The sequence below is a fragment of the Nocardia sp. CA-128927 genome (assembly GCF_050955855.1).
GTDB lineage: Bacteria > Actinomycetota > Actinomycetes > Mycobacteriales > Mycobacteriaceae > Nocardia.
Genome location: NZ_CP192087.1, coordinates 9,975,867 through 9,990,654 on the forward strand (window position 1 = coordinate 9,975,867; position 14,788 = coordinate 9,990,654).

A 14,788-nucleotide genomic window follows, 5' to 3' on the forward strand; every position below is an offset into this window, starting at 1 on the left:
CCACTCCTGCACCAGACACAGCACGCAACGGCGAAAGCGATGCGGATCCACGGAAATGTAACGCAGTAGCAGCCCGAGCGCGACTGAACGGCACAGCGAACAAGCCACCACCGAGCGGCCGCGTCAGGCGGCGAATACGGTGCGGATGACGGACTCGTCGCCGTCGACCTCAACCAGTCCGAGGGCGCGGGCGTCGTCGAGGGTGATGGCGCCGGCGGCGAGGCCGAGGATGTAGCCGGGCTCGGCGCGAACGGTGGCGTCGAGTTCGCGGCCGTCTTGGAGGCCGACCTCGAAGCCGGAGCACGATGCGCGGAGCTGGAAGGGCGCGTCGCCGATCTCGAGACCGACCGTCGCCGAGGTGCGGACCTCGACTCGGGCGTTGAGCAGGGCGGGGACGGCGAGAGCGAGCCACTCGGGACGGAAGGCATCACCCTCGGGGCCGCGCACCATGAGCGGGGTGGACCAGCGGATCAGGCCCTCGATCGGCTGACGTAGCTCGGCACCCCACGGGGTGAGGGCGTACTCGACCACGCTGCCCACGCCAGCTAGTCGCCGTTCGACCACGCCTGCGGCCTCGAGTTCGCGGAGCCGGTCGGCGAGCAGGTTGGTCGCGATGCCGGGGAGGCCGTCGATCAGGTCACGGTAACGGGCGGGCGCGATGAGAAGCTGCCGGACGATGAGCAGGTTCCACCGATCGCCGACGACTTCGAGGGATCGGGCTAGCCCGCAGTACTGGCCATAACTACGCATCATTCCCTACTATCGCTTGATATTCTAAAGTGCACGTGACATGCTCAAGCGTACCTGGATACCGAGCCCAGAGGGGGGCCGCCATGGCCGATATCACCAAGAGCGCGCGGCCCGCCTGGGTCGACGACACCTTGTTCCCGTTCGAGAGCCGCTTCGTCGAAATCGACGGGCACAGCGTGCACTACGTCGACGAGGGATCCGGTCCCACACTGCTATTCCTGCACGGTAATCCGACCTGGTCGTTCCTCTGGCGCGACGTGATCCGCGCGCTGCGCGACGACTTCCGTTGCGTCGCTCTCGATTACCCGGGCTTCGGGCTGTCGACGGCGAAGCCCGGCTACCGTTTTCGGCCCGAGGAGCACGCAGATGTGGTCACCGGGTTCGTCGACGCGCTCGACCTCGATCGCGTCACCCTGGTCGGGCAGGACTGGGGCGGCCTGATCGGCCTGGCAGTTGCCCAGCGGCGGCCGGGCATGTTCGAGCGGCTGGTGCTCGCCAACACCTGGGCCTGGCCGGTCAACGGCATCCTGCACTTCGAGGCCTTCGCTCGCACCATCGGCGGACTTCCGGGCCGCTTCCTGGTCCGGCGGTTCAACCTCGTCGTCAATACGTTCATCCCCACCGGCCACCGAAGGCGGAAGCCGACCGCGGCCGAGATGACCCACTACCGCCGACCTATGGACACCCCCGCGCGGCGCCAGGCCTCTGCCATGTTCCCCAACCGTCTCCTCGCCAGCCGGGACTTCTTCGCCGAGGTCGAGGCCCGCCTTCCCGACGTCGCGCACCTGCCGACACTGATCGTGTGGGGTGACGCCGACATCGCCTTCCGCCCCTTGGAGCGCGAGCGACTGGAAGCGACCTTCCCAGACCACGAGACCGTGATCGTCGAGGGCGCCGGAACCTATGTGGAGTCCGATGCGCCCGAGGAGTTCGTCGCCGCGTTCCGCGAGTGGGCAGCGAAGCAGCGTGGAGACCAGCCTTCCGACGGCTGAGCGGCGGCCTGGCCGACAGCTCCTATCCGCTGTCGGCCTGCCTTACTTCAGGTGCCTAGTGAAGAACCGGTTCGCCTCCTCCCCCGCGAACTGCGGGACGCCGGTGTGCCCGCCCATATTGGCGTTCAGCGTCTTCTCCTTGGAGCCGAAGGCGTCGAACAGATCCAGGGCCATTTGCCGGTCGTTTCCTTCGTCGTCCCACTGCAGCAGGACATGCAGTGGGATGGTGGCCTGCCGGGCCTCCTCGATGATGCTGCGAGGCACGAAACTCCCCGCGAACAGCACGGCGGCCGAGATCCGCGGCTCGACTACCGTCAGCCGGACGCCGATGGAGATCACCCCGCCCGAATACCCGACCGGTCCGCCGATCTCCGGCAGCGCGAGCAGGGCGTCCAGGGTGGTCTGCCATTCCGGGACCGCCTTGTCGACCAGCGGCAGGATGAGCCGGTCGACGATCTCGTCGTCGACCCGCCCGCCGGCCGCCAGCGCCCGATGCAGGTCGGCGAGGGCTTGATCGGCGGCGGCCGAACGGGGCCGTTCACCGCTCCAGGGGAGCTCGATGGTGGCCGCGGCATAGCCCTCCGCCACGGCGTGCCGGGCCCGGGCAAGTAGTCGCGGGTACACCTTGCGCAGCCCGAGGGGCGGCGGGCCGAGCAGGATCAGCGGCACCGGTGTGGCTGCGGATGCGGGCGTCCACAGGATGCCGGGGATCTCGCCGAGCGTGAATTCGCGCTCGAGGACGCTGTCGTCGTCGAAGCGCTGTTCTGAAATGAATTGCATGGTCGTGCCTTTCGGGAGTGCTCATGAACGGCGCTCCCGGACGACCTATCGCCCGACCATGACTCCAGCGGGGAGCACCCATGTCGATACTGCGTTCACGGGTACCACCTCCTCTTGCTCTCGCACGGTCTCCAGAAAAGTAGCAGTGGTCGCCGCGGTCCGGCAACGGGTTTTGCGGCGGTTCCGCGCACTTGTCCAGCCGGAACTGGCGGTCGGCCGCAGCGACACGCCAGCCCGAGCGCCGTAGCTCCGAGCCGCAGTTCTTGCTGCTGGAATGAAATCTCTGCGGTAACGAATGGGTGGGTGTGTGGCGTAGCGGTTGCTCGGACCGATCGTTGCGAGAACGCATACCCACATCACCCAACGAGAGGGAAGATTACTGTGCGGAAAACTCATTGGCACGCTTGCACTTTCGAGTGCCGTCACGCTGATCGCGATGCCTGTCGCGCACGCCGAACCAGCCAAAGGTGATGCGAACGTCGCGGTGTTCAAGGTGTCCCACATCGACGGTTCCGTTATCGCCGCATATGACTGCACCAAGGGTGACACGGCGACGATCACGGTCAAGGTGAGCTACAAAACAACCGGCAAAGAGGGCAGCGGGACCGCCAAGAACCTGAAATGCAGTGGGGACCCGACCTTCGTCACCGTCGAGACCGATCTGGGCGCCGGTAAGCACGGTGACGAAGTCAGCAGCAAGATCAGCATCAAGGCCGGGCAGCCCGACGGGGCTGACGGGCTGGACGGGTTGGACGGGGCCGAGCTTGTTGAAAATGGCTCGTTCTCTACGACGACGGCCGACGGCACAGACGACTCCGACGGCGCGACCAATTGAGGCCGATGTAATCACCTCGGCCGGGCCAGCACTGGCGATCAGCGGCGCAGGCGAGCCTCGGTGCGCCACAACCAGATTGATGCGATCAGCGATAGGGCCGTCGCACCGGTGAGCCACCAGAACGCCTGCCGGAAACCGGCGTCGACGGGCAGCCCGGCGGCGGCCGACCGATAGAGCACCACCGCGAGCAACGCCGCACCGATCGAACCACCAACGCGCTGCAGGATATTCACCGTCGACGCGGCATCGGAGAGCTGGTCGTGGCGGACTGCCGCATAGGCGGCCGCCACGACCGGTATGCCGGTCAACGCAGTACCGATGCCGCGAACCAGCAGCAGGATCTGGATCAACACGATATTCATCGACGCGTCACCGAAGGCGAACGGCACCGTCACCAGCACCGACAACGCATGCCGACCATCGCGACCACCCCGCCGCCGTACCGGTCGGTCAACCGGCCCGCGATCGGCAGCGCGATGATGCCGCCGATCCCGAAGGTCGCCAAGGACAACCCGGTCACGATCAGACTCTGCCCGTGTAGCAGCTGAAAGTACAACGGCAGCAACAGCATCGAGCCGAACAGCGAGGCACCATTGAACAGGTTGGCCGCATTGGCGCTGCTGAACACCGGGCTGCGGAACATGCTGACGTCCAACAGCTTCGGCCCGCGCCCGCGCACCGACCGCAGCACATACCCGATCATAGCGAGCGCACCGAGCACCACCGGCGCACCCACTGTCGGCGCGAAGAACTCACCGCGGCTGCCGAATTCGCCGAGCCCGTAGACCAGCAGCGACAGCCCGGCGCCGATCAGCGCGAACCCGACGAAATTCGGTGGTGCGGTGGAAGTAGCGAGCCGCCTGGACAATGCGACTCGCGAGCAAGTCCTCGACACGGCCGTCACGCCTTCGACGTAGCGCTCACCACTACCGCCTACGTCTCCGCGGCGATCGTCACCACGTCGCTATCGTCGCAGTCTGGTTGGTCCCCAAAGGCTTCCGGGTTACCGGCTCCCACTAGTTTCCGCCGTGAGTGGCAACCATGGCGGGCGCTTCTCGCGATTTGCCGCAGCCATGTGCCACTCACGGTCAGGCGGTGGGCGGGTAGGCGTGGTCGAAGAGGCGACGCATCAGGTCGGACAGTTGGGCTCGCTTTTGCGGGTTCAGTGGGGCGAGAAGGTCGTCGCTGACCTGGCGGGCCTCTTTGTTGAGGGCAGTCAGAGCGGCGCGTCCGGTGCGAGTGATCCGCACCGTCATCCGTCGTCGATCGGCATCGTCCCGCGCACGCTCGCACGAAGACCGGATCTCCCACGGCTGCAACGAAACTCACCCAGCCGGGTCCAGGACGCCCCACGGGCTCGAAAAACCGCCAGCGCGCCACCCGTCACGACGTCGGACTCATCCTGGCTACCGGCCAGGCGCACACCCGCCCCACCCACCACAAGAAGGGCACCAAGCCGAGGCGGGCAGGTTAAATCACAAGCTCAGACCCTGTTCCTCACCACCCGGCAGTAGCGCTCAGGCGCGGGTGGAGATCTGCTGGACGCCCCAGCCGTTGCCGTCGGGGTCGGCGAAGAAGACGAAGCCGACGTTGTCGAGCGGGTCGGGCATCGGGCTCGGGTTCTCGCCGAGGACCTGGACGTCGGTCACCTCCACGCCCCGAGATACCAACTCGGCGTGCGCCTTTCGGATATCGGGCACGACCAGTTGCAAGCCCTGCACCGAGCCGGGCACCATCTTCGGGACAGCACCCTGGCCGATCACGATGGAGCAGCCGGAGCCGGGCGGGGTGAGCTGCACGATGCGCATCCCCTCGCCGACCACCGTGTCGTGGTCGACGACGAATCCCAGTTTCTGCGAGTAGAAGTCCTTGGCCCGGTCGATGTCCGACACCGGGACGATCACGACCTCGAGCGTCCAGTTCATAACGGGTCCTTTCGCGACAGCCGTATTCCTACCAGTACAGACCGCGCGCGGCGGGCGAATTCGTCGGCTTTGCCCGGCAGCTCATTGCCGCCGCTCCCAGCGCCAAGCGAACTCGCCCGCCTTCGGCGGGGGGCCGGGCAGATCACCGTCCACGGACAGCCCGGCCACCAGCATGGCCAGCACGCGGCGGCGCAGCTGTGCGGTGCGGTTCGGATCGGGCATCGAGATCGCCGCGCACGATTCCAGAATGAGGCCGAGGTCCTCCGAGGTGACCCCGGGGCGCAGCCGCCCGGTGGCCCGCGCCCGGCGCACGATCTCGTCGTTCGCCTCGGCCGAGTGCGTGACGGCGGGCAGGATCGACTCGTCCGGGGTGAAGGTTCCGGCCAGGTGCACCGTCAGCGAGTGCACGTCGGCGTCGACGACCCGCTCCAGGAATCCGACCAGGCCCTGCCAGCCGTCCGAATCCTCCAGTGCCGCATCGGCTTCCACGTTGTAGCGGCGCAACCCGTCGTAGCAGAGCGTGCGTAGTAGCACTTCTTTACTCGGGTAGCGGCGATACAGCGCGCTGATGCCCACCCCCGCCCGCTCGGCGACGGCGGCGATCGGCGCGTTGGCGTCGGCGAGGAACACGGCGCGCGCGGCATCCAGGATCAGCCCGTCGTTTCGGGCCGCCTGCGCCTTCCGGCCGGGCAGCGGCTTCTGAGCTGGCGTATCGGGTTTCGGCATGACTTCAGAATAGCACTTGAAACGGAATGATCCGTTCTGCTACTGTTTCAAACAGAACGAATCATTCCGTTTCGCAAGGAGTTCAGATGACCACCATCACCCCTTTCCGCATCGACGTTCCCCAGGCCGACCTCGACGATCTGCAGGCGCGCCTGGCCCGCACCCGCTGGGCCGATCAGATCCCCGGCTCGGGCGACACCTACGGGGTGAGCGTCGACCGGGTCCGCCACCTGGTGGACTACTGGCGCGACGGGTTCGACTGGCGCAAGGTCGAGGAGACGTTGAACGCCTACCCGCAGTTCACCACCGGGATCGACGGGCAGCGGATTCACTTCCTGCACGTGAAGTCGAAGCAGGACAACGCCTTTCCGCTGATTCTGACCCACGGCTGGCCGGGAACTTTCGTCGAGTTCCTCGGTGTCATCGAGCCGCTCACCGCGGCCGGGTACGACCTGGTGATTCCGTCGGTACCGGGTTACGGATTCTCCGGTCCGACAACGGAAACCGGTTGGCACGACACCCGGATCGCCAAGGCGTGGGCCGAGCTGATGCGGCGGCTCGGGTACGACAAGTACGGTGCGGTCGGCAACGACGGCGGCGCGCAGATCTCACCCGAGCTCGGTCGCGTCGATCCGGAGCACGTTGTCGCCGTGCAGGTTTCGCAGATCTACTCGTTCCCGACGGGCGACCCGACCGAGATGGCCGACCTCACCGAGGACGAGGCGCAGTCCTTGGCGACGCTCGATTGGTTCGTCAAGAACAAGATGGGCTTCAACATCCTGCAGTCGCAGCAGCCGCAGACCTTGGCGCACGCGCTGATGGATTCGCCGGCCGGACTCGTCGGCTGGAACGGCCAGCTGCTCGGACCGGACCTCGACGACGACTTCGTGCTGACCAACATCGCGATCCATTGGCTCACCGGCACAGCGGGTTCCGCGATCCGGCACTACTTCGAGAAGGCCAAGGCCGACCAGCCCACCGAGCCGATCGCGGTCCCCCTGTCGCTGTCCGGCTCGAACGGCGACTTCCACGGCATCCGCCGGTTCGCCGAGCGGGATCACAGCAACATCGTCTCGTGGCGGACCCACGACGTGTACACGCACTACCTGCATCACGTCACGCCCGAACTGATGTCCGGCGAGATCACCGAGTTCTTCGCGCAGTACCGCTGAGCACCCAATCAGGCCACCACGCAGTCAGTTTCAAGAGGAGTTCGAATGACCGCCATCACCCCCTTCCAGATCAATGTCCCCCAGGCTCAGCTCGATGATCTGGCCGACCGGCTGCGCCGCGCCGTCTTCCCGAGCGAACTGCCCGGTGTCGGCGACTCCTACGGCGTGCCCGGCGATCGGGTGCGGTCCCTCGCGGCGTACTGGCTGGAGAGCTTCGACTGGCGGGCGCTGGAGGCGAAGCTGAATGCCTACCCGCAGTTCACCACCGAGATCGACGGCGAGAACGTCTACTTCCTGCACATCCGATCGGCCCGCGCGGATGCGCTGCCGGTGCTCCTCACGCACGGCTGGCCCGGTTCGGTGCTGGAGTTCCTCGACGTCATCGAGTTGCTGACCGCGCCGGAGTCGGCCGCGGATCCCGCCTTCCACCTGGTGATTCCGGCGCTGCCGGGGATGGGTTTCTCCGGCCCGACGCACAGCACCGGGTGGACCATGCGGCGCGTCGCCAAGGCCTGGATCGAGCTGATGGATCGACTCGGTTACGAGCGCTTCGGCGCGATCGGCAATGACGGTGGCTCGATGGTCTCCCCGGAGATCGGCCGCCTGGTGCCGGACCGGGTCATGGGTGTCCATGTGACGCAACTGTTTTCCTTCCCCTCCGGCGATCCGGCCGAGTTCATCGACCTCTCGCCGGCGGATCTGGCCGCACTGGAGCACCTGAAGTGGTTCCAGGACAACAAGATGGCGTTCAACATCCTGTGCAGCCAGCAGCCGCAGACACTGGCCTACGCGCTGTCGGACTCGCCGATCGGCCTACTCGGTTGGAACGCACAGCTTTTCGGCGAGAGCCTGGATGCCGAGTTCGTTATCGGCAACGTCGCGCTCTACTGGCTGACCGGCACCGCCGCGTCGTCGGTCCGGTTCTACTACGAGGAAGCGCACAGCACCGACCGCCCGACCGGGCCGACCACCAGCCCGACCGCGCTGGCCATGTTCAAGGGTGATTTCCAGTCGATCCGGCGGTTCGCCGAGCGGGATCACCGCAACATCGTCAGCTGGAACTCCTACGACTCCGGTTCGCTGGTCGGCGGCCCGAACGATGCCGCGGGGCACTTCGCCGCGCACGAGGCGCCGGAACTGCTCGTCGGCGATATCCGGCGGTTCGTCGCCAAAATCGGCTGAGTCCAGTTCCGGACGGCCCGCACCCACGCCGGGTGCGGGCCGTCGCATGTGCCACCCACTCGAGACAGTCTCTTATGTCATCGAGACTCACGGCCATGGTTCGTCTCACTCCGCGCTGTTGTACTTGATTCACCAACAGCTCAACAGCTTTCAACCAAGGAGAGAAACACCATGAAGATCGCAGTCTTCGGAGCCACCAGCACGGTCGGTCGCCTGGTCGTCGCGCAGGCCATCGAGGAGGGACACGAGGTGACCGCCTTCACTCGCAGCGCGGCAGGCATCGCGCAGCGGCATGAGCGGCTGCACATCGTGGAAGGTGATGTGCTGGACACCAATTCGGTCGGTCGGGCGATCGTCGGCCAGGACGCGGTGCTCATCTCGCTCGGCGCGGGACGCAAGGGCGTGATCCGGGCCGAGGGCACGCTTGCGGTGCTGGAGGCGATGAGCCGGACGGGCGTGAAGCGGTTGATCGTGCAGACCACCCTCGGCGTCGGCGACAGCCGGGGCAACCTGAACTTCGTCTGGAAGTACCTGATGTTCGGGATGCTGCTGCGCCAGGCCTACGCCGACCACGTGCAGCAGGAGGCGTACGTGCGGGCCAGCGACCTGGACTGGACGATCGTGCGGCCGAGCGCGTTCACCGACGGCCCGCGCACCCGCGGTTTCCGGCGTGGTTTCCCGGCCGACGAGCGCGGGCTCGCGCTGAAGATCTCCCGCGCCGACATCGCCGACTTCATGCTGGAGCAGCTGAACGACACGACCTACCTGTACCAGGCCCCGGGCATCTCGAACTGAGGCCGGACACCGTGCCGCCGCAGTCGCGACCCACGCCCCGTTATCGGGAGCGTGGGTCGCCCTCGATCACGCGTGCTCGTGCAGCTCACCCCAGGCCGGAAACGGGTCCGGATAGCTCACCCATTCCGCAGGCCCCTCGGCGAACTCCGCATCGGTGAGCAGCGCGTTGTCGAGCAAGGCACGAACCTTGTCCCGATCGAGCTTGATGCCGATGAAGACGATCTCTTGTCCCGCAGGCACTTCCAGCGCCGACCACCACGCGGCGGGCTCGAAGACCAGATTGGGACCGGCCTGAGACCAGATGGCCGCCAGCGTCGCGCGGCTGGCGATCCAGCAGAAACCCTTGCTGCGCAACAGCCCGCGCAGTTCACCGAGCGCCTCGGACAGGCGCAGCGGATGGAACGGGCGGTCGGCGGTGTAGGTCAGGCTGCGGATGCCGTACTCCTCCGTCTCCGGCGTGTGCCCACCCGCGAGCTCGTCCTCCCAGCCCTCCGCCTCGGCAGCGACCACCGGGTTGTACCGGCCGGTGCCGAGCACGTCGGCCAAGTCGACGACACCATTGGTCGTGCGCAGCACGTGAGCGCGCGGATTGAGCTTGCGCACAGTCGATTCCACCGCACCCGCGGCCACCTCGCCGACCAGATCGGTCTTGTTCACCAACAGCACATCGGCGAATTCCACCTGATCCACCAGCAAGTCGGCGATGGTGCGCGCATCCCCTTCGCCCGCTTGCAGATTCCGCTCCGCCAGCGCCTGACCCTTCGTCACCTCGGCGAGGAACGTGGACGCATCGACCACCGTCACCATGGTGTCCAGCCGTGCGATATCGCCGAGCTTGAACCCGTCCTCGAACTCCCAGTCGAAGGTCGCGGCCACCGGCATCGGCTCGGAGATGCCGGTCGACTCGATGACCAGCTGATCGAACCGGCCTTCCCGTGCCAGCCTGCCGACCGCCTCGATGAGGTCCTCGCGCAGCGTGCAGCAGATGCAGCCGTTGGTCAGCTCGACCAACTTCTCCTCGGTCCGATCCAGCTGCCCCTGTCCCGCGACGAGCGCGGCATCGATATTGACCTCGCTCATGTCGTTGACGATGACCGCCACCCGGCGGCCCTCCCGGTTGGCGAGGATGTGGTTGAGCAGGGTCGTCTTGCCCGCACCGAGAAAACCGGACAGCACGGTGACGGGGAGCAGGTCGGGGGTCGGCGAGGTGATCATTCGTTAATGATAATGGTTTTCATTTGCCGCCAGAGAGCAGGGTCGCCGGTTGCGCGTGGCCGCGCGGGCCGACGGTCGTAGGGTTTGTCTCGTGAAGCTGCTGCCATTGACCCCCGACGGGCAGACCCCCGTCCGGGTGCTCACCATTGCCGGGACCGACTCGGGTGGAGGCGCCGGGATCCAGGCCGATTCGCGCACCATGGCCCTGTGCGGGGTGCATGCCTGTGTCGCGGTCGCGGCGGTGACGGTGCAGAACTCGGTGGGGGTCAGCGATTTCCACGAGATTCCGCCGCACATCGTGGCCGGTCAGGTGCGCACCGTGGCGACCGATATCGGCATCGGCGCGGCGAAGACCGGCATGCTGGCCTCGACCGCCATCATCGAGGCCGTCGCGGGCGTCTGCCGCGAGGTGGGCATCGGCCGCGACGGGGACATTCCGCTGGTCGTCGATCCGGTCGCCGCCTCCATGCACGGCGACCCGCTGCTGCACGAGGAAGCACTGGACGCGGTGCGGCACACGCTGATGCCGCTGGCGACGGTGGTGACGCCGAACCTCGACGAGGTGCGCCTGATCACCGGCATCGAGGTCACCGACGACGCCTCGGCCCGCCTAGCCGCCGAGGCCTTACACAAGCTCGGCTCCCAGTGGGCGATCGTGAAGGGCGGCCATCTGCGCGCCTCGGAATACAGCACCGACCTGCTCTTCGACGGCGACAAGTTCCTCGAATTCACCGCCCCCCGAATCAGCACCGGCAACGACCACGGCGGCGGCGACACCCTCGCCGCAGCAATCGCGTGCGCACTGGCCAACGGCTACTCGGTACCCGAGGCCGTGGAGTTCGCCAAGGACTGGACCTACCGCTGCCTCGCCGCCTCGTACAACCTCGGCGCGGGCCACGGACCGGTGTCACCGCTCTGGCGGCTGCACACCAACTGACCACTGCCGGTGATTCGTCAGATCCCCACTTAGCGGGCCGATTCTTGTCGGTGGGTCCTGAGACAATAAGGGTGTCGCAGAAGCAGTTGGCCTCGACGAGGCGGCCCAACGAGAACGGCGTTGTTCGGGTGGATGCGACGACGGATTCAGTGCTGGCCGGGGTCAGCAGAGCAAGGCGCTACTCGCCGGAAAAGGCTAGGTGCAGTGGCAGATCAGTGTCGATGACGATGCCGTTGAGCCGGGCATTGGCCGCCGTGAGCGCGGCGATGGTTTCGGCGAGATAGGCGACGAACTTCTCGATCGGCATCGGCTGTGTCTTCAACCGATTCGCGCCGAGCCACCAATCGGTGGCCGAGCCGACCGCGCCGAAGATCGAGTAGATGACGAGTTCGACACTGTCCACGTCGACCGAGGTGTCGGCCGCCAAGTCGGCGAACAGGTCGGCGGCCCGCTTCGCCGACTGACGGGCGGATTGCAGCGCGCGTTCGGAATCGTCGGACTGCTGCGCGAAGTGACTGTGCAACATGAAGCGGAAGACGTTGGGGTGCTCCGACACCACCAGCGCGTACTCGGCGGCACCGCGGCGCACGAGTTCGCGGGCCGAGTCGTTGGTCAGGTCGACGCCGGAGATCAGCTGCTCCCACAGCATGTCGCGGACCCGATCGACGATCGCGTTGTAAAGGTCGGTCTTGTCCTCGAAATGCCGATACAGCTTCGGCTTTGCCGCGCCGGCCTCCTTGGCGATATCGCCCATGCTGACTTCCGGCCCGAACTTGTCCAGCGCGCGGAACGCCGCGTCGACGAACTCCTCACGCACCTTCAGCCGGTGCTCCCGCCAGCGCTCGGTCCGTGCGTCGACGCGCTTGCGTGGCACCTCGTCTGTTTTCCGGCCGCTGCGCATCACAATTCCGGATGCTACCTGCTACCAGCGGTACCGATGACCGCGTCGAGGCGTTGACATCGGATGAGGCGTGGGACACACTCGGAAAAGTACACGGAACCGGTGGTATTGGATACTTAGCACAGAGAGCCGGTGGGGACGATGGCGTCCGCAATCCACACCCGCGTCCTGATCGTCGGCAGCGGGTTCTCCGGCCTCGGCATGGGCATCGCGCTCGACGAAGCGGGCCTCGACGACTACCTCATCGTGGAGAAGGCCGCCGAGATCGGCGGAACCTGGCGGGACAACACCTATCCCGGTTGCGCCTGCGATGTGCCGTCCCACCTATATTCGTATTCCTTTGAGCCACGGACGAATTGGCGGCGGCTGTTCTCCGGGCAACAGGAGATCTTCGACTACCTGAAGGAAGTCACCGAGAAGTACCGACTGCGTCCGCACATCCGCTTCCACCAGCAGATGGATCACGGGTACTGGGACGAGACCGAGCAGCGCTGGCACGCGTTCAGTGCCGACGGTCAGGAGTACGTCGCCCAGTTCCTCGTGTCCGCGGTTGGGGCGCTGCACATTCCGAGCATTCCGGAGTTTCGCGGTAGCGAGGACTTCACGGGTGCGGCGTTCCACTCGGCGCAGTGGGATCACGGGGCCGAGCTCGCAGGCAAGCGGGTCGCCGTGATCGGAACCGGCGCCAGCGCAATCCAATTCGTGCCCGAGATCGTCGACGACGTGGCGGAGTTGACGGTGTACCAGCGCACCGCGCCGTGGGTGATGCCGCGCGCAGACGTGGCGTTCTCCGGGCGGTTCCGGCGTGCGCTCGCGCGGGTGCCGGGCCTGCGCCTGGCCCTGCGCAACGGCATCTACTGGGGTGCCGAGGTGGGCGGGTATGCGATGAACTGGCGGCCCGCGCTGCTGAAGGTGCTGGAGCGGGTCGGCAGGCGGCACATCGAGCGACAGGTCGCCGATCCGGTACTGCGGGCGCAGGTTACGCCCGACTATCGGGCAGGCTGCAAGCGGCTACTCGGCTCCGACACCTACTATCCGGCGCTCGCCGATCCGAAGACCGAGCTGGTCACCGAGCGCATCGACCGGTTCACCGCGGACGGCATCGTTACCGCGGACGGCGTCGAGCGCAAGGCCGATGTGATCATCTACGGCACCGGCTTTCACGTCATCGACTCGTTCAAGAATCTGCCGATGGTCGGGCTGCGCGGCGTCGACCTGGCCGAACGCTGGGACCGGGAAGGCGTGCAGGCACATCGCGGGATCACGGTCGCCGACATGCCCAACGCCTTCTTCCTGGTCGGCCCGAACACCGGCCTCGGCCACAACTCGATGATCTTCATGATCGAGGCGCAGATCCACTATGTGCTGCAAGCCATTCGGCAGGTGCGCGAGCAGGGCGCGGTCGCGTTGGCGCCGCGGCGGGCGGCGCAGGATCGATTCAACGCCCGGCTGCAAGACGGACTGGCGCGCTCGGTATGGAACACCGGCGGATGTCAGAGCTGGTATCTGGACGAACACGGAAGCAACCGCACGCTGTGGTCGGGCTTCACCTGGCAGTACTGGCTACAGACCAGAAGGCTCGACCCCGCGGAGTACGAATTCTTCAGTCCCGCGGCGAGTTCGCCGACGCGTCCCACCTTGGTACTGGAAGACCATCCGGCACAAACGTTTCCCACCACTCTGACCAACGGCCGGCCGATCCCAGCCCGTAACCCCGAGGACGTTCAATGAAGAGCTTCAAAGACAAAGTCGCCGTGATCACCGGCGCGGGCTCCGGCATCGGCCGCGGCCTCGCGCTGGAAATCGCCCGGCGCGGCGCGCAGCTGGCGCTGTCCGACATCAACACCGAGTCGGTCGCCGATACCGCCGGTCGCTGCGAAAAGCTCGGCGCCACAGCCATTCCCTATGAGCTCGACGTGGCACACCGGGCGGCGGTGTACGCCCACGCCGCGGACGTGCGCGGCGAATTCGGGCGGGTGAACCTGGTCTTCAACAACGCGGGCGTCGCGCTCGGGGCCGACGTCGAGGACATGGAGTGGGACGACTTCGACTGGCTGATGAACATCAACTTCTGGGGTGTCGCGCACGGCACCAAGGCCTTCCTGCCCGACCTCATCGCCTCCGGCGACGGCCACATCGTCAATGTGTCCTCGGTATTCGGCCTCGTCGGCGTGCCCTCCCAAAGTGCCTACAACGCAGCAAAATTCGCGGTGCGTGGATTCACCGAGGCGCTGCGGCAGGAGATGCGCATCGCCAGGCATCCGGTCGGCGTCACCTGCGTACACCCCGGCGGGGTGACGACGAATATCGCGGTGAACGCGCGCGGCATTCCCGACGACGTGGACATCGAGACGTTGCGCCGCAGCTGGGACGCCATCACCCTGACCAGCCCGGGCGCCGCGGCGAAGACCATCCTGCACGGCGTCGAGAAGAACAAGGCCCGGGTATTGATCGGGGCCGATGCCAGGGCCATCGATCTGATCCCGCGCCTGCTCGGCCCGGCCTACGAGGACCTCGGCGTCCCGCTGTACCGGGCGGGCAGGCGGACGGCGGCGCGGTTCGGTATCGCGCTGTAGGC

The 14,788-nt window shown here is 66.6% G+C and carries 17 protein-coding genes; 8 read left to right on the top strand and 9 right to left on the bottom strand.

What is annotated here, in order from left to right:
* Positions 1-123: 123 nt before the first annotated feature.
* Positions 124-750, bottom strand: coding sequence for a winged helix-turn-helix transcriptional regulator (locus tag ACQPW1_RS46300; RefSeq protein ID WP_433660144.1), 627 nt, complete (start codon positions 748-750; stop codon positions 124-126).
* Positions 751-833: 83 nt separating this feature from the next.
* Here ACQPW1_RS46300 and ACQPW1_RS46305 point away from each other — a divergent pair, with 83 nt between their 5' ends.
* Entirely contained in the window at positions 834-1,742 is a 909-nt protein-coding gene (locus ACQPW1_RS46305) for an alpha/beta fold hydrolase (protein ID WP_433660146.1), read from the top strand.
* Positions 1,743-1,784: 42 nt separating this feature from the next.
* Here the strand turns inward: ACQPW1_RS46305 and ACQPW1_RS46310 are convergent, their stop codons facing one another.
* A complete protein-coding gene (locus ACQPW1_RS46310) occupies positions 1,785-2,522 on the bottom strand; it encodes an alpha/beta hydrolase (protein ID WP_433660147.1) in 738 nt (245 codons plus the stop codon).
* Between the two features lie 436 nt (positions 2,523-2,958).
* Between ACQPW1_RS46310 and ACQPW1_RS46315 the strand changes: the two genes are divergently transcribed.
* Positions 2,959-3,357, top strand: a complete 399-nt coding sequence (locus ACQPW1_RS46315; RefSeq protein ID WP_433660149.1) for a hypothetical protein — start codon at positions 2,959-2,961, stop codon at positions 3,355-3,357.
* Positions 3,358-3,395: 38 nt separating this feature from the next.
* Here the strand turns inward: ACQPW1_RS46315 and ACQPW1_RS46320 are convergent, their stop codons facing one another.
* The 5 genes from ACQPW1_RS46320 to ACQPW1_RS46340 form a co-directional block, all read right to left on the bottom strand.
* Positions 3,396-3,764, bottom strand: a complete 369-nt coding sequence (locus ACQPW1_RS46320; protein WP_433660150.1) for a hypothetical protein — start codon at positions 3,762-3,764, stop codon at positions 3,396-3,398.
* Positions 3,749-4,225: a hypothetical protein gene (locus ACQPW1_RS46325; RefSeq protein ID WP_433660151.1), complete on the bottom strand. Its 477-nt coding sequence runs from the start codon at positions 4,223-4,225 to the stop codon at positions 3,749-3,751. Before ACQPW1_RS46325 ends, ACQPW1_RS46320 begins: the two co-directional genes overlap by 16 nt.
* Positions 4,226-4,445: 220 nt before the next feature.
* Positions 4,446-4,613 (bottom strand): hypothetical protein, encoded by a 168-nt coding sequence (locus ACQPW1_RS46330; protein WP_433660153.1) that lies wholly within the window; start codon positions 4,611-4,613, stop codon positions 4,446-4,448.
* Between the two features lie 261 nt (positions 4,614-4,874).
* On the bottom strand, positions 4,875-5,282 hold the full coding sequence (locus ACQPW1_RS46335; protein ID WP_433660155.1) for a VOC family protein: 408 nt from the start codon (positions 5,280-5,282) through the stop codon (positions 4,875-4,877).
* Between the two features lie 81 nt (positions 5,283-5,363).
* Positions 5,364-6,008, bottom strand: a complete 645-nt coding sequence (locus ACQPW1_RS46340; protein ID WP_433660157.1) for a TetR/AcrR family transcriptional regulator — start codon at positions 6,006-6,008, stop codon at positions 5,364-5,366.
* 86 nt (positions 6,009-6,094) lie between these two features.
* Here ACQPW1_RS46340 and ACQPW1_RS46345 point away from each other — a divergent pair, with 86 nt between their 5' ends.
* The 3 genes from ACQPW1_RS46345 to ACQPW1_RS46355 all read left to right on the top strand — a co-directional run bounded on the left by ACQPW1_RS46345 (position 6,095) and on the right by ACQPW1_RS46355 (position 9,157).
* On the top strand, positions 6,095-7,180 hold the full coding sequence (locus ACQPW1_RS46345) for an epoxide hydrolase family protein (RefSeq protein ID WP_433660159.1): 1,086 nt from the start codon (positions 6,095-6,097) through the stop codon (positions 7,178-7,180).
* Between the two features lie 45 nt (positions 7,181-7,225).
* The gene (locus ACQPW1_RS46350; protein ID WP_433660161.1) at positions 7,226-8,362 is read left to right on the top strand and encodes an epoxide hydrolase family protein; all 1,137 of its coding nucleotides are present in this window, start codon (positions 7,226-7,228) and stop codon (positions 8,360-8,362) included.
* Between the two features lie 171 nt (positions 8,363-8,533).
* Positions 8,534-9,157: an NAD(P)-dependent oxidoreductase gene (locus tag ACQPW1_RS46355; protein ID WP_433660163.1), complete on the top strand. Its 624-nt coding sequence runs from the start codon at positions 8,534-8,536 to the stop codon at positions 9,155-9,157.
* 66 nt (positions 9,158-9,223) lie between these two features.
* On the opposite strand, the gene ACQPW1_RS46360 is transcribed toward ACQPW1_RS46355, so the two are convergent.
* Positions 9,224-10,372 (bottom strand): GTP-binding protein, encoded by a 1,149-nt coding sequence (locus ACQPW1_RS46360; RefSeq protein WP_433660165.1) that lies wholly within the window; start codon positions 10,370-10,372, stop codon positions 9,224-9,226.
* Between the two features lie 91 nt (positions 10,373-10,463).
* On the opposite strand from ACQPW1_RS46360, the gene thiD reads away from it, so the two are divergent.
* On the top strand, positions 10,464-11,309 hold the full coding sequence (thiD, locus tag ACQPW1_RS46365; RefSeq protein ID WP_433660167.1) for a bifunctional hydroxymethylpyrimidine kinase/phosphomethylpyrimidine kinase: 846 nt from the start codon (positions 10,464-10,466) through the stop codon (positions 11,307-11,309).
* Positions 11,310-11,487: 178 nt separating this feature from the next.
* Here thiD and ACQPW1_RS46370 read toward each other — a convergent pair whose 3' ends face one another.
* A complete protein-coding gene (locus ACQPW1_RS46370) occupies positions 11,488-12,210 on the bottom strand; it encodes a TetR/AcrR family transcriptional regulator (RefSeq protein WP_433660169.1) in 723 nt (240 codons plus the stop codon).
* A gap of 141 nt (positions 12,211-12,351) precedes the next feature.
* On the opposite strand from ACQPW1_RS46370, the gene ACQPW1_RS46375 reads away from it, so the two are divergent.
* Positions 12,352-13,941: a flavin-containing monooxygenase gene (locus tag ACQPW1_RS46375; RefSeq protein WP_433660171.1), complete on the top strand. Its 1,590-nt coding sequence runs from the start codon at positions 12,352-12,354 to the stop codon at positions 13,939-13,941.
* Positions 13,938-14,786 carry an SDR family NAD(P)-dependent oxidoreductase gene (locus tag ACQPW1_RS46380; protein WP_433660173.1) on the top strand — a complete coding sequence of 283 codons (849 nt, stop codon included), beginning with the start codon at positions 13,938-13,940 and terminating at the stop codon, positions 14,784-14,786. Before ACQPW1_RS46375 ends, ACQPW1_RS46380 begins: the two co-directional genes overlap by 4 nt.
* The last annotated feature ends 2 nt before the right edge of the window (positions 14,787-14,788 follow it).